The organism is Thermodesulforhabdus norvegica (genome assembly GCF_900114975.1).
Lineage (GTDB): Bacteria > Desulfobacterota > Syntrophobacteria > Syntrophobacterales > Thermodesulforhabdaceae > Thermodesulforhabdus > Thermodesulforhabdus norvegica.
Genome location: NZ_FOUU01000008.1, coordinates 1 through 18699, shown reverse-complemented (window position 1 = coordinate 18699; position 18699 = coordinate 1). Strand labels below are relative to the sequence as shown.

The window sequence follows — 18699 nt, the reverse complement described above, 5'->3', positions numbered from 1 at the left end:
GCGAGCCTCCTTGGTTACTGAGCCTGTCCATCCACCAGGGTTGAAGGCCTGTTAACGTAGCTTTCCGGGTTTGCCCAGATCTGGACCATCTCCTCTATTGTGTCCACCTCATAGCCGACTCCGGCCTTTCTTAAAGATTGGGCCAGATCGGGAAAAAGGCAACGCTTCGGGTTAAGGTAAAACAAAGAGCCTCCCATACCCGCGACCCGGACAAAGGAGTTTGCCACATGAGCCAAACCGGAAACCGCCGAAACGACCGGCCTGTAAGAGCCGGACTCAATAGCTTTTGCAGCAATGGCCTCGATAAACTCACCGACGTCATTATACCTTCCACCGGGACGAAACGAAATACGATCATCCTTAATCTCTATGTCGGGAAGCCAATCCGTCCCGAGAAGGTAAACTCCACGGGTCCTGACTTCCACTTCGCCCTCATCCGGCAGGATCTCCATAGGGAGTGAGTGATCTTCTATCATGTACTGATACATATGCTTTAGAGCATGGCGGGTAAGCGGCAATATGAAAATTGTCCTTCCCGCAGGATCTTCCCAGTTACCGTAAGAAAGTGCTTTAAGAAACTGAGAAAAGCTCCCCTCCCCAAAGTAATTAACAAATAGCAACCCTGAATCAATATCGCTACCGTTCCTCCGGGTGTTGTTCGTCCGGCGCTTTCGGACATAAGTGAGCTGTTCCACCTGCACACAGGCCGTTCTGGCAACGCGCTCTAAAATTTCCCTCTCCTTTTGTTCCAGATCGGCGGCGCTGTAGCTCCTTGGTTTTTCGATCACATCCACGGCTCCGAATTTGAAGGCTTCATAGGTCAGCCGGGATGTTTCACCCGTAAAAGCGCTCAAAACGACGACAGGTCTCGGTTTGCGCAGCATTATCCGTTTCAAAGCACCCAGCCCGTCAAGCCTGGGCATTTCAATATCGAGGGTTATGACGTCGGGGTCGGATTCCTCCAGCTTCTCCAAACAGTCTATACCGTCCTTGGCGGTGCCCGCCACCACCAGTCTGTTGTCTCTCTCGAGAATCCGTTTCAAAACCTTCTGAAAGAAGGGGGCATCATCTACCACCAGAACGTTGTGTTTTTTAGCAAATCTGATGGCGCAGGACGCAAGATTCACGTCTTCTTTTCCATCGTCTTTCCTGGGATGATGAACCGAGCTGACATCGCCAAAGCAAATCAGCCTGTAGATATAAGCCAGTGACCGTATGGCGCTTAAAGGCGCAGTGGCGAGAATTTCGTCAACACTTTTACCCTGATCTATCAGGCGGCATATATATTCGTAACCCTTAAAATACCTGTCTGCCTTATCATCCAGAGCACAGTTATCCGGCGCCAGTTCCAGCCTATCCTGAAGGCTTTTTATAAACTCAAAAACGTGCCGGCACTCATCCAGCATAAGGCCGTACTCTCTATAAAGATCGAAAAAAGACCGTCCAATGTTGACCTCGGTAGCACTACCGGGCTCCATGGGTTCAAAAAGGAACTCACCCCGAGCCCAGCTCATCATGTCGAAAAAAGCCTCCGGACCTTCTAAATTCCTGGCCCTGCAGAACAATACGGTTTCTCCTTCCAGCCCTATAACACCTTCCGTTCCTCGAGAAGACCTAAAATTCAAAGTTCCACAGGACTTTCCCGACCTTATAAGCCACATAAGGAGCTCGGCAAAAGAATTCCATTCGGCCTTCTCTTCGCCGCTCCCTGAATCCGACTCCCTTTCCAGACACCACTTTTTGAATTTCTCTTCATTCCAAAAGATGCAGTTCACATCCCCCGTTATTCGAGGCCAGAACCTCGAGTTCATTACCTTCCATTCTCTGCCCCATAGGAAAAAGGGAATGTGGCAGGTCGCAGGATCAAATCTAGTCCGCAAAAGCAACTCTTCTATTCTGTCGCTACCGGATTCGCCCAGAACCCCGGCAATACCTTTTGCTTCTTCAAGAATACCGGCATCAAAGTTTTCCGGGCTTACTAACCGGCAGTATTTGCCGATTTCCCCGGATAAATTGTTTTCTTTATTTCCCAGGAATACAAAATTCAGCTTCAACGCAACCACCCCCAGAGGCCTCAGGGCACCATTTTCTGGATATCAAAAAGAGGGGCAACCGAGGGCAGAGTACCCTCTTCTAACGTCTTCCAGCCCCACAGACCCATCTGTAAGGAAACTTCGTGAGTGACATCCATGGAAGCCAGTGTCTTCTTTATGGATTCTACAATTCCTGCAGGAAGAGATCCGGTAGCACAGAGTAACCACTCAGGATAAAGCACCGTTGAATGCATATAAGGAAAAGCATCGAATTGCCTGTTAATAACGACGATATCGTCCAGATTCACCGCCTTATGCTCCGCCATCTCTTCCAGCGTTCCCGTTCTGACTATACCGGCATCCGCAGCACCGTTAACAACACCAAAAACGACATTCTCATGAGTTTTCACGCTTTTAATTAATGCCAGATCCGTTACCTTGATTCCAAGATCGTTGAGCGTCTTAAGGCCCACCAGGGCGGCCAGAGAATACCGGCTCGGTACCATGACCACCTTACCGGTCAGATCGGCGGGAGCCCCGATACCCGAACCCTTGCGGGCAAAAATTACGGCCCCGTACTCACCTATTCCCTGTCCGGCAACGTTCCAGGCAGGAACGGCAATGGGAATCAACCCCGCTTTTTCCTTCAATGCCCCGTAATTCAGAAGGTTAGTAACAACAAGGGCAGGCTGGCCCGTTTCCACTTCCCGAATAAAATCGTCGTATAACAAAGGGGTTACTTTAAAGGTTTCACCGATATTTTTTGACAAATAAAGGGCAAGAGGGTTCCATCTTTTAACGACCTTCACCGGTTTTGTCGTGTAAACAACAAAAAGGGGATAATTCCTGGCACTGGCATCCGTTGTTAACAGTACAAGACAAAGCCAGACAAGACCTACACAGAGCCTGCGGACTTTATGTGCTACCATCCCTGTAACTCCCATTAATTTGCATACCGTTGAACACCGTCACCGCGCTAGCCCCTGCCTGTATCTCTTCTATTACGAAAAGACGGATAAGTCCACCAAAGGCTTGAAAGAAAAAAAGCCTTATAACCTCTGGATTTTTAAACATGGTTTAATTCTGTTCATTCTCCGGAATTCTGCCTAAAGAACAATCGTTGAAACTTATTTCACAACAAAGCCCTAAATTCAAGAAAATTTGTTCACCAGAGGAAGCATTTCGATATCGGAGGCCTGCAGGAAGCCCACCAGACCCGGGAGTACGGTAGCCTCATGAAAGACCAGATTTCATTTTGCGGGCCACAGGTAAAATTTGTATTATATTGAAACCAAGGAATTAAGAGATCTTCTTTTGAAGAAAATCAAAAGCGAAGGAGGTTTGTCACATGAAGAAGCTGCTGGCAGGCTTGGTTGTGTTGCTGATGGTTTCGGGCTGTGCCACAACGGGATACCCACCGTCCAAGGCTCAGCAGGGAGCGCTTCTGGGAACGGGTCTCGGGGCGGCTACGGGCGCTGCGCTCGGGGCGGCCATTGGAGGAAGCGGCGAGTCTGCACTGCTCGGAGCTGCTGCCGGAGCGGTTGTCGGAGGAATTGCCGGAGGAATGATAGGAAGCTACATGGACAGGCAGGAGCAGGAGTTGAGGCAGGCTCTGGCCAACGTGGAGCAGGCAAGCATACAGCGGGAACAGAACATTCTGGCCGTCACGTTTCGATCCGATATGCTTTTCGACTTCGACTCGGCAGTGCTAAAGCCCGGGGCATATGATGAAATCGACAGAGTGGCAACGGTTTTAAGAAATTATCCTCAAACCCGCATTCGCATAGAAGGCCATACCGACAGCATAGGCTCGGAACAGTACAACCAGATGCTGTCAGAACGCCGTGCCATGGCCGTCCGGGATGCCCTTGTTCAGCGCGGAGTGGATCCCCGCCGGATTGAGGTCGTCGGATACGGGGAATCCAAACCCATTGCCACCAATGCTACCGAGGCAGGCCGTCAGCTTAACCGCAGAGTTACCATCGTCATTATTCCTGTGGAGGCATAACCCGTCGTGACCATTCGTAAAGAGCGATTGCCACGGCGGTAGCGGCGTTTAGAGACTCAACCCGGCCGACCATGGGAATTTTCAGGGATTGGAAAGTATGTGATAAGCCGGAAATTCCCGGGCCTTCGAGCCCGGGAAGCAACCCGAAAGATCCTTCCCCAAATCGGAAGTCCCTGATATCGATCCCTTCCATATGGAGTGCGAAGATCCTGACGAGATCACTTCCGGTCACGACTCTGTTAAGATCCTTTAAGGCCGGTCCCTGTGAAAGGGGCGCTCCGAAAACGACGCCGGCGGAGGAACGAATCGATTTAGGGTGGAAAGGGTCTGCCGATTCCTGAAGAAGAACAATTTCCCCGACGCCGAAGGCTACCGCACTTCTTATTACGGCTCCCACGTTTTCGGGATCCTGAAAGGGTACGAAGAGAGTACATCCAGGGCCAAGGCGTCCACTCCACGACGGCAAAACAGGCCTTGAGACCATCAGAAAAGGGGAATTGGTTTTGAACTGGTCGATTTCCTTAAACAAGCTCTTTGACAGCTCAAGGACACGTATGGAAGAACCCGGTGGCAACCCAACCAAATTCTTGATCCCTTCAGGCACCACAATTCCCGTGACGTATTGACCGTGTCTTTTAAGAACCTCGCAAACAATCTTCTTCCCAAAGACAAGGCTCTGCCGATATTTCTTGACTCCTTTCCCTTTAAGAATACGCTTCATCTGAACGAACAAAGGATTTCTTGGACTGGTTATGCGCAAGGAAGGTAAAAACGTCATAAACAGCATTTCCTTTCATCGGACGGGTCATAACTATCTGTGGACCCCTCATTGGCCTTTATTGTATCTGGACAACCACATCGTGGCCGTTTACAAGCCTTCGGGCCTCACCGTTCAGGGAGCTTCCACCTCCGAGGCTTCACTCTTACGTCTTGTGAAGCTCTGGATCAAGATCAGATTTCAAAAGCCCGGAAACGTCTATGCGGGTCTCGTGCACCGGCTGGACAAGCCCGTGGCGGGGGTTTGCATCTTCGCCAAAACATCTAAAGCCGCCGCCCGGCTGAGTGCCCAATTTCGGGAGCGTATGATATCCAAAGAGTACATCGCCGTAGTTGAGGGAATTCCTGCAAGACGGTCAGGAAGCCTGAAAGACCACATCCGCTGGAACGAAAAGCTCGAAAGAGCAGAAGTCGTCTCAAAGGAAGAAGGAAAGGAAGCGATTCTGGAATACGAAGTCATCGACACCCACAAAGGCATGGCTCTCCTCAGAATTATTCCTGTTACGGGACGCCGTCATCAGATACGGGTTCAGCTCGCAGCCAGGGGTCTGACCATTGCCGGCGACAGGTTATATGGATCGACCCGCAACTTCCCGACAGGCGCAGTAGCCCTTTATGCAAGAAAAATCACCTTCATACACCCGACCCGCAGAGAACCCATTTCGATTGAAGGCCCCGAACCCGAGGGATGGCCGTGGCCGCCAAAGCAGGGAGACAAAAAGTCTTCGGCCCACCCCGTGCCCTGGTTGTGGCGGGACCTTCGGAAGTACATTCCCGCTGAAAGAATATTAACAAAGACCTTGCGCAGTGCCTTTCCGTCGTGATATTAAGCCCTGCGGCTGTAGGCCAACGAAAAGAAGGTTTATTGAGACTTCAGGGGAGGAACTCAGGAAGATGAAGGAAGGAATTCATCCCAAATATTATAATGATGCCGTTATCAGGTGCGCCTGTGGAAACGAAATCCGTGTGGGTTCGACCAGAAAAGAAGTACGGGTAGAAGTATGTTCCAAATGCCATCCTTTTTTTACCGGTAAACAGAAGATCGTGGACACCACGGGGCGAGTTGATCGTTTCCTCAAGAAGTACAAAGATTACAGGATTCAGGAATAAAAGGCGGCTATGTTCGATCGCTTAAGTGCGGTAGAAGAAAAATTCGTTGAGATCGAACGGGCGCTGGCAGACCCTAGGATATTCGAGAAACCTCAGGAGTATCAGAAGCTTGCCCGTGAACATGCCGAGATTGCCCCTCTTGTCGAAACTTACAGAAGATATCGTGAGGTTCTGCAACAACTTGAGGAAAACGAGGGGCTTCTGAGGACCGAAAAAGACCCCGAAATGCGGGAACTGATCAAGGAAGAGCTGGAAGCCCTGGAAGAGAAAAAAGAAGAGCTCCTGAGGGAACTTAAGATTCTTCTGCTCCCCAAAGACCCCAATGACGAGAAAAACGTTATACTCGAAATACGGGCGGGAACAGGAGGAGAAGAGGCCGCTTTGTTTGCGGCCGATTTACTCAGGATGTATGTAAGATATGCGGAAGAAAGAGGCTGGAAGGTAGAAATACTGGATAGCCACCCGACGGAAATGGGCGGTTTCAGAGAGGTAATTGTTAACATAAGCGGAAAAGGTGCCTACAGTCGCCTTAAGTTTGAACGGGGGGTTCACCGGGTTCAGCGGATACCCGTTACGGAAAGCCAGGGAAGGATTCACACATCTGCGGTTACCGTTGCAGTCCTGCCCGAAGCCGAAGAGGTTGATGTGGAAATCGATCCAAACGACCTCAGAATCGATGTTTTCAGGTCTTCCGGACCGGGGGGGCAGAGCGTCAACACGACGGATTCGGCAGTGCGGATTACTCACATTCCCACCGGAATTGTGGTTACCTGTCAGGACGAAAAGTCCCAGCACAAGAACAAAGCCAAGGCAATGAAGGTTCTCCGGGCAAGGCTTTATGAAATGAAGAAGCGAGAACAGGAAGAGAAAATCGCCCGGGAAAGGCGGGCTCAGGTGGGGACGGGAGACCGTAGCGAACGCATACGGACTTACAACTTTCCCCAGAACCGTGTAACCGACCACAGGATAAACCTGACTCTGTACAAGCTAGACCAGGTAATGAACGGTGAGCTTGACGAAATCATAGATTCACTGATCGCCCATGATCAGACCGAGCAAATTAGAAATCTTGGTCTCTAGATGGCAAACCTATGGCGAATTATTGATGTTCTTCAGTGGACGGCGGAATACTTCAAAAACAAAGGGATTGAAAATCCCAGACTGGATGCTGAAGTCCTCATTTCCCACGCCCTCGGCATAGACCGCCTGGGTCTCTACCTGAATTATGACAGGCCTTTAGACGAGGAGGAACGAAGTCGTATAAGGGAATACGTAAAAAGAAGAGCTCTTCGTGAGCCCGTGCACTACATAATCGGAAAGCGGGAGTTTTGGTCTCTTGAGTTCGATGTAGCACCATCGGTTTTGATACCCCGTCCGGAAACCGAAGTCCTCGTCGAAAACGTGCGGGATCGTATCATTGCCAGATCATACTCGACTGTAGTCGATATCGGCACGGGATCCGGTGCAATTGCCGTAGCCCTTGCTCACGAAATACCCTCGATAAAGGTCGTTGCTACAGATCTGTCTTTTGAAGCAGTTCTTCTGGCCGGCCGTAACGCCGTAAAACACGGAGTGAAAGAGCGAATTGACTTCGTGGTTATGAATCTTATGGAAGGATTCGGACATAAAGCCAGATTCGATGTGATTGTCTCGAACCCACCGTACATATCTGATAAAGAGTTTAAGAGCTTACCACCTGAGGTTCGGGATTACGAACCGGCCACAGCATTGCTGGGAGGTGGCCCGGACGGCCTCGACACCATAAGAAGGCTTATGAGAGAAGCATGGCGCTTCCTTAAACCCGGAGGAATGCTCTGTTTTGAGATAGGTTTCGGCCAGTCCGAGGCGGTTCTGCGCTATGCAGCCGGAATAAAAGAATATACCGAAAGGGCTATTATAAAGGATTACGCGGGAATACCCAGAGTGGTATGCCTGGAAAGGGGTTAAGGATAAGAGATGGATAAGCTTGTGATCGAAGGGGGAGTCCGACTTGAAGGTACCATAGCCATAAGTGGTGCCAAAAATGCCACGTTACCTCTTATGGCTTCAACACTTCTGGCACCGGGAACCCACCTTTTTGAAAATGTTCCCCATCTGATGGACGTTCTCACCATGAGAAAGCTCCTTCACCACATGGGAGCCAGGACTGATCACGAAGGAGAATACCTCACCGTGGACACAGCCTCAGTAAAGCTCATGGAAGCCCCTTATGAACTGGTCAAAACGATGAGGGCTTCAGTGCTTGTGCTGGGACCTCTCGTAGCCCGCTTCGGTTATGCCCGCGTTTCTCTTCCCGGAGGATGTGCCATAGGAGCACGGCCCATCAACCTCCACATAAAGGCGCTGGAAATGCTGGGGGCTCAGGTAGCCATCGAACACGGATACGTGGTAGCGAGGGCTAAGGAGCTGAAAGGAGCGGTCATCACCTTCGACCAGGTAACCGTAACGGGAACCGAAAACGTTCTCATGGCCGCATCCCTTGCAAAGGGTACCACTGTATTGGAAAATGCGGCAAGAGAGCCAGAAGTCGTCGCCCTTGCGGACTATCTCAACCTTATGGGAGCAAGGATATCCGGGGCCGGCACCCCGGAGATCGTCGTAGAGGGAGTCTCGGAGCTTAAACCCGGATCCTTCAGGGTCATACCGGACCGCATAGAAGCCGGAACTTATCTGGTCGCCGCAGGTATCACCGGCGGACATCTAATCCTCAGAAACTGCACGGCCGGACATATGGAATCTGTCATCAGAAAGCTTCAACTTGCGGGGCTGATCATAAGGGATCTGCCCGACGGGCTGGAAGTATGGGGGCCGGAGCGTACGATCGCTGTGGACGCAAAGACCTGGCCATACCCCGGATTCCCCACGGACATGCAGGCTCAGTTCATGGCCCTCATGACCATCTCCGAAGGAGTAAGCGTCATCACCGAACAGATCTTCGAAAATCGCTTTATGCACGTCCCGGAGCTCAACCGATTGGGAGCCAACATACAACTTGACGGACGAAGTGCCATAGTAAGAGGCGTTAGAAAACTTCAGGGAGCACCGGTCATGGCCACAGATCTTCGGGCCTCGGCATCTCTCGTGCTCGCCGGCCTGGCAGCGCTGGGCAAAACCGAAGTAAGCCGGGTCTATCACCTGGATCGGGGCTACGAAAGGCTCGACGAAAAGCTGAGAAATGTGGGGGCTCGAATCACCAGGGTCAAAGAATAAGACCCGCTCCATTCCACCCGGAGCCATTTGCAGCATAGCATTTCTGACGGGCTTTTCCGGTATCACCTGGGCCCCGGTGTTTTTTCTCCCCCTGACGAATGCTTTCCGAAAGAAAAGGCCCTCTCTTTATACCTGCTTCCTGCTCCTAACCCTGATTTTATGGCTTATCGCAGGCTTCTCTTTTAGAAACCTTTCAGAACCCCGGGGAAAACGGGTCAGGCTGGCAGAATTCCTCGACAAAGGGAAGATACTGTGGGAAGGGGAAATAGCTTCCTTCGTGGACCTGCGACCTGACGGCAGTCTTCGCTTTACCGCAAAGGTCGTGAAAGTATTCACCAGAGACGGGACCTACAACATCAACGAAAATATAAGCTTTACCCTGATAGAGCATCACGAAACCTGGGCCATCGGGGACCGCTTCGTGGTGAAATCGGAGCTGAGAAACTTCAACATCATTGCAAACCCCGGAGACAAAAACTTTGCCTACACAATGGCGCAGAAGGGAATTTACGGATCTTCTTACGTTAGAGACGACACCTTCATGGTAAGGGTAGAAAGGTCCAGGGAAATCTCCCTCAAAAAAGTCCAGGGCTTCGTTGACCGCATAAGGCAGGATTTGTCTTTCTGGATTACCACAAACCTTTACGGACGAATGGGGGATCATCCGGATTCCGTTAAGATCAACGGATTTCTTCAGGCCCTTCTGCTGGGTTATCGAAAATTTATCAAATGGCCTTTCGACGAAGAGATAATAAATGCCGGCGTAAGCCACCTCATTGCCATTTCAGGGCTTCACCTGGCCTGTGTGGCCGGAATTTTCGTTTTCTCAACCCGATGGGTAATAAAAAAACTATGCCCGGAAGTTTTTCTCGTCCTGCCGGATCCTATACCGGCCGCCATCGTTTCAACTCCGGCCGTGATATTTTACGCAATGTTGACGGGACTGAACCCTCCCGTTTTTAGAGCCCTTCTGTTTTTTGCAATCCCCACCATCTTCCTGCTTGCCTTCCGGAAGCCCGACGCACTCTCACTTTTAACGCTATCGGCCTGTTCGATAATAATCACCTCACCTGACACGGCTCTGACCCCTTCCTTTGCACTTTCCTTTGTGTCGGCAGCGGCAATACTTCTGATCGCCATTCCCCTTTCGCCGTTTCCCCCGGAAAAAGGCGGCGTAGAGACTTATGACATCAGAACACTGGCCCATAAGGTGCGCCACGGAGTGCTGTGGCTCCTCTGGATTTCTCTGGTAATACACCTGACGGTAATGCCCCTCACACTCCACTACTTTAACAGGTCAAGCCTCATGGGGATTTTTTCAAACCTGATCCTGGTCCCCATAGTAGCCTCGGTAATTATCCCGCTGGGGCTTGCCGTGCTCATCTTTAAGTATTTTATACCGCCTTTTGCAGATTTGCTCCTTACACTGTGTTCCCATTCCACCCTTCTCGTAATTCGCCTCATATCCCTTTTCGGCTCTCACACGAAAGCAGTCCTCTGGAGCGTTGCAATATCACCTCAAATGCTAGCCCTGTACTACCTGGCTTTCCTGCTCGTAGTCCGCTATACAAGGGACAAACCGCCGTTTTTTCGAATCCTCCTCCTCGTGCCCTTCCCCCTCTGGTTCGCCACGGCACAACTCATTAACGCCCCGCATGTCCTCGACGAATCGAATTACCTTGAAGTAGTAGTCCTTGACGTCGGGCAGGGAAGCAGCACCTTCATTCGTTTTCCCAACGGCCGCACCATGCTCATCGACGGAGGGGGATCCTACAGAGGCAACTTTGATACCGGCAAATACGTGATTTTTCCCTACCTCGCCAGACGCGGGATAAAACACCTCGACGTAGTGGCCCTGTCTCACCCTCACCCCGACCACGGAGCAGGCCTCGGGTTCTTTCTGAGCTCCTTCCCCGTAAAAGCTTACTGGGAAACTGGTTGCCGGGACGGTGTGGGGTTGGGAAAGAACCTTGAAGATGCGGCAACAAAAAGGGGAATACCCTGTTTCAAGATCGGCAATTTATACGGCACCCATGCATTCGGGGCTTCCAGAGTCCATGTTCTCCACCCCGGACCCGAGGGTCATGAAAACTTTTGCGATAATCTCAATAACTCATCACTGGTAATCCTGGTAGAATACGGCGAAACCTGCATCCTGATCCCCGGAGACGTAGATGCAGGGACACTTGAAGAACTTCCCCTGCCTCTATCTTCCTGCCGCAGGCCTGTTTTGATAGCCCCTCACCACGGAAGCAAATTTTCTTTTTCGTCCTCCTTTTACGACAATCTCAAACCCGATGCCGTCATCATCTCCTGTGGAGCACGAAATGTCTTTGGTTTTCCGCACCCGCTTCTGTTAGACTGGTGCAGACAAAAGGGCGTTGCCTGTTTTAGAACCGACCTGCACGGTGGAGTTTTACTGAAGTCGGACGGAAGGCGGTGGAAGCTAAGCCATTCCATTAAGGAAAAATCATGGAGGCAGGGCAGATGCGGTACTATTTTTTCGGCGACATCCACGGTAACACCTTCGCCCTGGATAGATGTATCCGCCACATCGAGCAGATAAGCCCCGACGTAGTGTGTTGTCTCGGGGATATCGTGGGCTGGTTGCCCTGGGGTAAAGATACCCTGCAGAAAATAGTGGACATGAATATACCCTGCGTTGCCGGAAACCACGACCTTCTCGTGACAGGAGCCCTTATCGACGACCCTCGCCAGATAGACCGCATGCAGGCGACCGCCTACAATGCCGGTACCATCTGGCAGGACGAACAATATATAAGCTTCCTTGAAGCCCTTCCGTTAAGGCTCGATTTTGCCGATTTCAGGGTGGTCCACCACAGCCCCTTTGATCTTCCGGAAAAGATTGAGGCTGTCAGAATAGAACACTTCTCCTACTTGAATACGGAGAGGCTACAGGATTACAGGGCTCTGTGGGTTGATGGCATTCCCGGGCTGGTTTTTTCCGGGCACGACCATATACCAATGATTATCGCCTTCCATGAGGACGGACGGATAGAAAACATGCCCGTTCCAGTGAAGGCAGGCGAGTGGAAGGTCGAGTTAAAAGAAGGAACGCGCTATTGGGTCAAAGCAGGGTCGGTAGGAGGTCCTTACCGGGACGGGGTAGCCGTGGTAAACTCGGTAAGCTTTGACGACGAAGAGAAAACGGTAACCTTCCATCGTATTCGCTACGATACATCAGGATTAATCGACGGGTTGAGGAATCATCGGTTTTTCAGGAATATAACCACAATACAGAAATACATCCGCACGGCCAAAGCATGGGACAGACCTTAGGACTCTACCTGAAAAAATACTGGTTTTTCGTCGGCCTCGTTACGGTTTCCCTTACGACGGTTCTGGACTGCTCGGGAAAAGTCGCCTCTCTTGGAACCCTCTGCCAGGCTTATGGACTGCAGGAAATCGTCATCTTCGCCATTTTTTTCCTCTCAGGCCTGGGGCTTGAGACCCCGGAGTGGCAGGTCGGGCTTAAGGACCTGAGAGCCATAATTGCCGCGCTCTGCATGATCTTCGTTATTTCTCCCGGTCTGGCCTTACCGGTTACCCTGATCGATCTTCCGACGGGATACTGGATCGGCTTTGTTTTGGTTGTAATAATGCCGACCACCCTGAGTAGCGGTGTCGTAATGACGAAAGCTTCCGGGGGAAATGCCGCCACAGCCCTGATCATTACCGTCCTGGCCAATTTCCTGGCAATCTTCACGGTTCCCCCCTATTTAAAAGCCTTCCTTCACGTCAGCAATCCCGACCTGACAGGAGTTATCAATACGGAAGCGCTCATAAAGCGCATGTTCTACCTGGTCGCCTTCCCGATTATCCTGGGCTGTCTTGCTCGAACCCTGGCACGTCGACTCGGGATCCCAAAAGGGTGGATGAATAAGACGGGCGTCATCAACAGCATTTTCATAATCGTAATGGTATGGATTGCCGTATCCAGATCCAGAGACACCTTTCTCGTAAGTGCAGGCAATCTTGCGATTCTGTCGTTTCTCGTGGGGCTTTACCACTCGTTGAATCTGGCCTGCGCGTTCCTGTTGTGCAGGATTATGAGGATACCGCCCGGAAGAGACATAGCCGTGATATTCATGGGCTGTCAGAAGACCCTTACCCTTGCGGTACTTCTTCAGACAACCGTATTTCCACAATACGGAGAATCTCTTCTCATCTGCGTTCTGCATCATCTGATTCATCTTTTCATCGACGGATACCTGGTGGGCCTATTGAGAGACAGGCAACCGGCGGTAAACGCCGCAGCCTAGATTGCCTCCGGGAAGCTTGACGGAATAATCCGCACTCTGCTAGACAATCAGGCACATCAAACTCTTCGTCAGGAGGATTGCTGTGAACTGGAAAAAGGCAGCCAAAAAGAGGAAAAAAATCCGACCGGAAGAAGTGGAGACCCTGACGGACAGGGTGGCTCAGTTCCTTCGAGAACACAACCGCTGGTTTGTTGCGGCCTGCGGCTTTCTGCTGGTGATAAGCGCCCTTTTGTGGGGATACCAGCGATATACGCTCAGGCAAAACGAAGAGGTTGCTTATGCCTATCATAAAGTGCTTGAAGGCTGGGAGATGGGATCCGATCGGAAAGACCTGAATCTGGAGGACCTGGACAGGTCGCTGTCCGATTTTATCAAGAACTATTCCTCTCACCCTCTAAGCACGCTGGCCGAATTCGACCGACTGGCTCTCATGGCAGAACAGGGCAGGTGGGCTTCGGTAAAAGAACTGGGTCTGGAGCTTCTTAAGAAGATCCCCGCCGAAAACCCCCTCTACCCTATTCTGCTCCGCCACATTGCCCTTGCTCATGAAAAATTGGGAGAATACGACAGCGCCGTAAAGTTCTGGGAACTTCTTGCCGGGACGGCACCTTCTCTCTGGCATCGTGACACTTTCTGGCACCTGGGTCGTGTTCTTGCGGCTTCGGGGAATGAATCTGAAGCCGAAAAGTATTTGAAAAAGGCACTTGAGGCCGATGGGGGATTCCCGGCCGATTTTATGATCAAAGCCGAACTCGACAGGATTCAGACCGAACCTTTGAAAAAAGAACAAAAGTAGAAATGGAAAAAGGCACCGTCTTTTTTCCCGAAAAAGAAATCCTTGAAACGCCGGCAGATTACGGAATCGATTTTGAAGACGTTTTCTTTAAAACCGATGATGGGCTGAGGCTTCACGGCTGGTGGGTAGTCCACCCTTTTGCAGACAAGACAATCCTCTGGTTTCACGGGAATGCCGGAAACATCGGAGATCGCGCCCACAACCTGGCTCTCATGTACGGGCATCTTAATGTGAACATATTTATCTTCGATTACCGGGAATACGGAAAAAGTGAAGGTTCCATCTCGCGGGCCGGAACTTATATAGACGCAGAGGGGGCTTACAGGTGGGTAAGGGATTCGGGCATAGAGCCCCGGTCACTTGTCCTTTTTGGGAGGTCCTTGGGAACAGCCCTGGCCGCCTATATCGCTAAAAAGCATCCCTGCGCCGGATTGATACTGGAAGCGGCCTTTACTTCCTCAAAAGATATGATAAGCCTTTATGCCCCGCATCTGGCAGAAGCCTTGCGGGAAAAAGGTTACGATACACTGGGAATTATAAAAGACATAACCGTTCCGGTACTTTTTGTTCACGGAAGCCACGACGAGGCCATACCACTCTGGATGGCTCAAAAGCTTTACGAATCCGCCAATCATCCCAAGGAGCTCTACATAGTTTCCGGAGCCGGTCACAACGACACGTACATAACAGGCGGAAGTGAATACTTTAGGGCCCTGAGAAACTTCCTCGATTCCCTGTAAAAATTTCCCTGCCGCGGGAATCGTTGCCCTTTCCAGACACAGGAGCTATATAAAAAATATGTAGGTGCTTCCGTTAAGGTGGAATTCTTAAAACGAGGAGGTCGACCATGACTCGCCTTCTCGAATCCAGTTTAAAGGAGTACTTTCGGGAGGCCGTAAACGAAGCCCTGCAGGAACTGGACATGGAGATCTCGGAACTGGCCCATTTTTACCTTGCCGATCTTCTTACACGTTTCTCTGAAATGAAAACCGTAAGGGAAACCAATCCTGTATTTCAAAACCGGACCTTTGCAGAACTCTACCTCCAGAGTCACCTGCTAGCTCCCTCACAAAAGGCCGCCGTGCTAAAGCTCCTCGGTGATACTGCACTCTTTCTTACCGGGTTGTTTGGGGACAGCTTTCGGCGGAAACTCGTGGACATAGACTATTACGGAAAGATCGGCCAGGCTTCCTACTCCGCTCTGGTTACCCTGATTGCCTATAGAGTGATAACCTGGGGAGTTGAAGAAGTTTTTGAAGAACTCAGCGAGCGTTTCTGGGACATGAAAGACATCCTGGCGCAGGTCGGGGAGTCAGGGGGCTTTATAGCAAGCCACGATGTGTTGAGAATATACGAAAGGTGGCTGAAAACACACAGTCGCCGCGATGCCAGAAAACTTAAAAGCCTCGGAATTATTCCCATCGATCAGGACCCTTATGCCTTCAAACATTAGAAATATCCCGGAAGGGCCATAAAAATGACCGCCGTGGGAACCGATAACGGTCAGCCCGTTTTTTCCCTGCCCGGCTCTCTTGAGCTTACAGAATTTGAAGCGATCAACTCAGGTATAGGCACAAAATGTGCTTTTCTTGCCTTTTAGCCCATGTTGTGACACTCTAAGCGAGCTTTTCCTGTGGAACGATCATTACGATGAGGCGAGAATATGGGTCTTAATGATGAATACCGGCAGGTATTGCAAAATCTTTATGCTCTTCAGAAGTTCGGCATCAAATTCGGGCTCAACAAGACGGAAAACCTTCTGGAACGGCTGGGAAATCCTCACCGTTTACTGAGGTGTATTCACATCGGCGGAACGAACGGCAAGGGATCGGTTGCCGCGATGATATCCTCCGTTCTTTCGGAACACGGCTATAGAGTCGGGCGTTACACATCCCCACATCTCGTTAGATTTACAGAGCGATTTTGCATTGACGGCAGCGAAGTGTCCCCTGAACTCGTAATCGAATCGTACAGGCGTGTATCTTCATGTTTTCTACCCGACGCGGATCCCCCTACTTTCTTTGAGGTCACCACCGCCATGGCCTTTGACATATTCAAAAGGGCCGAGGTGGATTTTGCGGTTATAGAAGTGGGCATGGGAGGAAGGCTGGATGCCACCAACGTTATAAAGCCCGAGGTGAGCATCATAACCAACGTGGCTATGGACCACCAGGAATTTCTGGGTTGCACGCTTGCTTCCATAGCCAGAGAAAAGGCCGGCATAATCAAGGAGCGGGTCCCCGTTGTGACGGGGGCAAAACAACCCCTTGTTCAGGGGATCATAAAGGCAACATGCTACCGGAAACGGGCTCCCATAAGGCTTCTCGGGGAACACTTTCGTTTCCGCAAAGAAGGAAACCTGCTTCACTACTTCGGCTATTCGAAGCAGATAAAAAACCTTTACCTTTCTCTTGCAGGAGATCATCAGAAGGTTAATGCCAGCGTGGCTCTTGCGGCTCTCGAGGTACTCGAGGAACGCGGGCTTATCAGGCTGAAGGAAGACCTCATCAGGTCAGCCCTGAGAAAAGTTCGCTGGCCGGCCAGGCTCGAGGTACTGGACGAAAATCCGCTGACAATTCTCGACGGTGCTCATAACCCTCAGGGAGCGGAAACCCTTAAACAGGCCCTTCGCACCTCCTTTTCCTTTAAAAACCTTCACCTTGTACTGGGCATTATGGCAGACAAGGACATAAAGGGCATATTCCGGAGGCTCCTTCCCGAAGCCGAGACCGTTATTTTTACACGCCCAAGGTACGTGAGGGCCGCCGACCCCGAAACCCTGAGGAGAATTGCCCGCCCCTACACCTCGAGGTTCTACGTAATACCCGACGTCAGGGAAGCCATATCCTATGCGCGCCGCGAGGCCGAACCGGACGATCTTATTTGCATAACCGGATCACTTTACTTTGCAGGCGAAGTAAAGGAAATTTACGGAGAAAAACCCGACCCATAACGAACTTTTTCCTTGACGACCTGCGATAGTTTTTGATAGAGAACGATGCGCCTGAAACGGTTCCCCGGTAGCTCAATCGGCAGAGCGGGTGGCTGTTAACCACTAGGTTGCTGGTTCGAGTCCGGCCCGGGGAGCCATTTTGATGGCTGTTACAAATTCTTTCAAAGTCTCCTTCCGACTCACCCGCATAAGAGAAAAGGCAGGAAAAATAAAACTCTCTCTTTTTCCTATTCTGGATTAACAATGAGACTCACCCTAAAAGGAAAAATTTTTTGAAAATGGACTTGACTTTTTGTTCTCTTTTGCTATGTATTATTGTGTGATGTTGAACGATGACAAACTCTGGCAGGTTAAAAAGGAGTTAAACCTATGATGGAAGGGTCTTCTGAAATAATGACCCTTGAGGAGACCGCAAAATATTTAAAAATAGGAAAATCTACTCTTTATAAAATGGCAAGGGAAGGCAAAATCCCCTATGTGAAAATTGAACTGGGAAGAAATAACAAAGTAATAATCCGGCTTCCTTATAATCAGGAATTGATAAATAAGCTAAAAACAATTTCTGGAAGGAGATGGAATCCAAAGGAGAAATACTGGGAAGTCCCTTATGATGAAAACTTAATATCAAAACTGCAAGCCCTTTTTGGAGAAAATCTTGTTGTTGACCCTTATTTCTATCTTATGCCTTTACAAAAAGAACTTTTGATAAGAAAGTATTCCAAAAGAACGATTAAGTCTTATATGAAATATAACAGGGATTTTCTATTATTTGCCGGAAAGAAACCAGAGGAAATAGAAAATGATGATATCAAGAAATACCTTTACTATATGGTAGAACAAAAGAAGGTAGCTACTTCTACTTTAAACATTGTGATAAATGCTTTGAGGTTCTTTTATGGAGAGGTTTTGAATAAAAGGTTCATTTACGAAGTAAAGCGCCCAAAAAAGGACAAGAAATTACCTGTAGTTTTAAGCAGAGGAGAGGTTATGAAAATTCTGCAATCTCCTTCTAATATCAAACATAAAGCGATACTTACACTTGTATATTCTGCCGGTTTAAGAGTTGGGGAAGTGGTCAGACTTAAACCCGAAGATATTGATTCTGATAGGAAACTTATCCATATCAGAGGGAGTAAAGGAAGGAAAGACAGATATACTCTCCTTTCAGATATAGCTTTGAAGATTTTAACTCAAGTTTTCCATTTTTTGTAAATGCCTACTGGAACTTCTAGAGTTTTCAAAGATTTATTGTTCCACATAGTGTAACTGTATATATGAATCCGTTTTATTCTTGACGTGTATGGAAGTGGTCTGTAAAATGTAATTGCTATGGGAACAAAAGGAACCGGAACAATAATAGCAAGAAAACGGGGCAACAGGAAATATTACTATTACTCCCGATCGTACCGTGTAAAGGTCGATCCCAATGCTACGGGAAAGACCAGGGGATCGGGAAAGAGCAAGGTTGTGACCCAGCAGGTTTACCTGGGCACTGCAGAAGATATATTGAAGCTGATTGAAGAAGCCCG

General features: G+C 49.9%; 19 protein-coding genes and 1 tRNA gene. 17 read left to right on the top strand and 3 right to left on the bottom strand.

The features are described 5' to 3' along the window. Nucleotides 1-14: 14 nt before the first annotated feature. Both BM091_RS10630 and BM091_RS10625 read right to left on the bottom strand, forming a co-directional pair. Complete coding sequence (locus BM091_RS10630) at nucleotides 15-2054, bottom strand: response regulator (RefSeq protein WP_143083137.1); 2040 nt, start codon at nucleotides 2052-2054, stop codon at nucleotides 15-17. 20 nt (nucleotides 2055-2074) lie between these two features. Then, entirely contained in the window at nucleotides 2075-2962 is an 888-nt protein-coding gene (locus tag BM091_RS10625; protein ID WP_177193615.1) for a phosphate/phosphite/phosphonate ABC transporter substrate-binding protein, read from the bottom strand. Nucleotides 2963-3381: 419 nt separating this feature from the next. Here BM091_RS10625 and BM091_RS10620 point away from each other — a divergent pair, with 419 nt between their 5' ends. Further along, nucleotides 3382-4041, top strand: a complete 660-nt coding sequence (locus tag BM091_RS10620) for a YiaD family glycine zipper/OmpA-like lipoprotein (protein WP_093395672.1) — start codon at nucleotides 3382-3384, stop codon at nucleotides 4039-4041. On the opposite strand, the gene BM091_RS10615 is transcribed toward BM091_RS10620, so the two are convergent. Further along, on the bottom strand, nucleotides 4022-4819 hold the full coding sequence (locus tag BM091_RS10615) for a TrmH family RNA methyltransferase (protein WP_177193614.1): 798 nt from the start codon (nucleotides 4817-4819) through the stop codon (nucleotides 4022-4024). The two genes, BM091_RS10620 and BM091_RS10615, sit on opposite strands and share 20 nt — an antisense overlap. On the opposite strand from BM091_RS10615, the gene BM091_RS10610 reads away from it, so the two are divergent. From BM091_RS10610 to BM091_RS10540, 16 genes are all read left to right on the top strand, one after another. Continuing rightward, entirely contained in the window at nucleotides 4794-5642 is an 849-nt protein-coding gene (locus tag BM091_RS10610; protein ID WP_093395668.1) for an RluA family pseudouridine synthase, read from the top strand. The two genes, BM091_RS10615 and BM091_RS10610, sit on opposite strands and share 26 nt — an antisense overlap. Before the next feature lie 70 nt (nucleotides 5643-5712). After that, nucleotides 5713-5928 carry a 50S ribosomal protein L31 gene (gene rpmE / locus BM091_RS10605; protein WP_093395667.1) on the top strand — a complete coding sequence of 72 codons (216 nt, stop codon included), beginning with the start codon at nucleotides 5713-5715 and terminating at the stop codon, nucleotides 5926-5928. A 9-nt stretch (nucleotides 5929-5937) separates the two neighbouring features. Continuing rightward, a complete protein-coding gene (gene prfA / locus BM091_RS10600) occupies nucleotides 5938-7008 on the top strand; it encodes a peptide chain release factor 1 (protein ID WP_093395665.1) in 1071 nt (356 codons plus the stop codon). Beyond that, nucleotides 7009-7875 (top strand): peptide chain release factor N(5)-glutamine methyltransferase, encoded by an 867-nt coding sequence (gene prmC / locus BM091_RS10595; RefSeq protein WP_093395663.1) that lies wholly within the window; start codon nucleotides 7009-7011, stop codon nucleotides 7873-7875. It begins immediately after the preceding gene. 9 nt (nucleotides 7876-7884) lie between these two features. Beyond that, complete coding sequence (gene murA / locus BM091_RS10590; protein ID WP_093395661.1) at nucleotides 7885-9138, top strand: UDP-N-acetylglucosamine 1-carboxyvinyltransferase; 1254 nt, start codon at nucleotides 7885-7887, stop codon at nucleotides 9136-9138. After that, nucleotides 9104-11704 (top strand): DNA internalization-related competence protein ComEC/Rec2, encoded by a 2601-nt coding sequence (locus BM091_RS10585; protein ID WP_093395660.1) that lies wholly within the window; start codon nucleotides 9104-9106, stop codon nucleotides 11702-11704. Before murA ends, BM091_RS10585 begins: the two co-directional genes overlap by 35 nt. After that, on the top strand, nucleotides 11626-12438 hold the full coding sequence (locus BM091_RS10580) for a metallophosphoesterase family protein (protein ID WP_177193613.1): 813 nt from the start codon (nucleotides 11626-11628) through the stop codon (nucleotides 12436-12438). Before BM091_RS10585 ends, BM091_RS10580 begins: the two co-directional genes overlap by 79 nt. Then, on the top strand, nucleotides 12423-13421 hold the full coding sequence (locus BM091_RS10575; protein ID WP_093395657.1) for a bile acid:sodium symporter: 999 nt from the start codon (nucleotides 12423-12425) through the stop codon (nucleotides 13419-13421). Before BM091_RS10580 ends, BM091_RS10575 begins: the two co-directional genes overlap by 16 nt. 82 nt (nucleotides 13422-13503) lie before the next feature. After that, on the top strand, nucleotides 13504-14217 hold the full coding sequence (locus tag BM091_RS10570; protein WP_093395655.1) for a YfgM family protein: 714 nt from the start codon (nucleotides 13504-13506) through the stop codon (nucleotides 14215-14217). Nucleotides 14218-14219: 2 nt separating this feature from the next. Beyond that, on the top strand, nucleotides 14220-14957 hold the full coding sequence (locus BM091_RS10565; RefSeq protein WP_093395653.1) for an alpha/beta hydrolase: 738 nt from the start codon (nucleotides 14220-14222) through the stop codon (nucleotides 14955-14957). A gap of 107 nt (nucleotides 14958-15064) precedes the next feature. Further along, nucleotides 15065-15670, top strand: a complete 606-nt coding sequence (locus BM091_RS10560) for a hypothetical protein (RefSeq protein ID WP_093395651.1) — start codon at nucleotides 15065-15067, stop codon at nucleotides 15668-15670. Nucleotides 15671-15694: 24 nt separating this feature from the next. Further along, a complete protein-coding gene (locus tag BM091_RS14435; protein ID WP_281243985.1) occupies nucleotides 15695-15817 on the top strand; it encodes a hypothetical protein in 123 nt (40 codons plus the stop codon). A 63-nt stretch (nucleotides 15818-15880) separates the two neighbouring features. After that, complete coding sequence (locus BM091_RS10555) at nucleotides 15881-17170, top strand: bifunctional folylpolyglutamate synthase/dihydrofolate synthase (protein WP_093395649.1); 1290 nt, start codon at nucleotides 15881-15883, stop codon at nucleotides 17168-17170. A gap of 61 nt (nucleotides 17171-17231) precedes the next feature. Next, nucleotides 17232-17307: transfer RNA gene (locus BM091_RS10550), tRNA-Asn, on the top strand. A 232-nt stretch (nucleotides 17308-17539) separates the two neighbouring features. Then, nucleotides 17540-18382, top strand: a complete 843-nt coding sequence (locus BM091_RS10545; protein ID WP_093395647.1) for a phage integrase N-terminal SAM-like domain-containing protein — start codon at nucleotides 17540-17542, stop codon at nucleotides 18380-18382. 117 nt (nucleotides 18383-18499) lie between these two features. Continuing rightward, a partial coding sequence (locus tag BM091_RS10540; RefSeq protein ID WP_143083135.1) for a hypothetical protein occupies nucleotides 18500-18699 on the top strand: 200 nt, incomplete at its 3' end.

What these genes read in the sequence shown, in the direction of transcription:
- BM091_RS10625 (WP_177193615.1), bottom strand. Translation starts at nt 2,962, where the DNA reads ATGGTAGCACATAAAGTCCGCAGGCTCTGTGTAGGTCTTGTCTGGCTT.
- BM091_RS10620 (WP_093395672.1), top strand. Translation starts at nt 3,382, where the DNA reads ATGAAGAAGCTGCTGGCAGGCTTGGTTGTGTTGCTGATGGTTTCGGGC.
- BM091_RS10610 (WP_093395668.1), top strand. Translation starts at nt 4,794, where the DNA reads ATGCGCAAGGAAGGTAAAAACGTCATAAACAGCATTTCCTTTCATCGG.
- BM091_RS10615 (WP_177193614.1), bottom strand. Translation starts at nt 4,819, where the DNA reads ATGACGTTTTTACCTTCCTTGCGCATAACCAGTCCAAGAAATCCTTTG.
- rpmE (WP_093395667.1), top strand. Translation starts at nt 5,713, where the DNA reads ATGAAGGAAGGAATTCATCCCAAATATTATAATGATGCCGTTATCAGG.
- prfA (WP_093395665.1), top strand. Translation starts at nt 5,938, where the DNA reads ATGTTCGATCGCTTAAGTGCGGTAGAAGAAAAATTCGTTGAGATCGAA.
- prmC (WP_093395663.1), top strand. Translation starts at nt 7,009, where the DNA reads ATGGCAAACCTATGGCGAATTATTGATGTTCTTCAGTGGACGGCGGAA.
- murA (WP_093395661.1), top strand. Translation starts at nt 7,885, where the DNA reads ATGGATAAGCTTGTGATCGAAGGGGGAGTCCGACTTGAAGGTACCATA.
- BM091_RS10585 (WP_093395660.1), top strand. Translation starts at nt 9,104, where the DNA reads ATGTGGGGGCTCGAATCACCAGGGTCAAAGAATAAGACCCGCTCCATT.
- BM091_RS10580 (WP_177193613.1), top strand. Translation starts at nt 11,626, where the DNA reads ATGCGGTACTATTTTTTCGGCGACATCCACGGTAACACCTTCGCCCTG.
- BM091_RS10575 (WP_093395657.1), top strand. Translation starts at nt 12,423, where the DNA reads ATGGGACAGACCTTAGGACTCTACCTGAAAAAATACTGGTTTTTCGTC.
- BM091_RS10565 (WP_093395653.1), top strand. Translation starts at nt 14,220, where the DNA reads ATGGAAAAAGGCACCGTCTTTTTTCCCGAAAAAGAAATCCTTGAAACG.
- BM091_RS10560 (WP_093395651.1), top strand. Translation starts at nt 15,065, where the DNA reads ATGACTCGCCTTCTCGAATCCAGTTTAAAGGAGTACTTTCGGGAGGCC.
- BM091_RS14435 (WP_281243985.1), top strand. Translation starts at nt 15,695, where the DNA reads ATGACCGCCGTGGGAACCGATAACGGTCAGCCCGTTTTTTCCCTGCCC.
- BM091_RS10555 (WP_093395649.1), top strand. Translation starts at nt 15,881, where the DNA reads ATGGGTCTTAATGATGAATACCGGCAGGTATTGCAAAATCTTTATGCT.
- BM091_RS10545 (WP_093395647.1), top strand. Translation starts at nt 17,540, where the DNA reads ATGATGGAAGGGTCTTCTGAAATAATGACCCTTGAGGAGACCGCAAAA.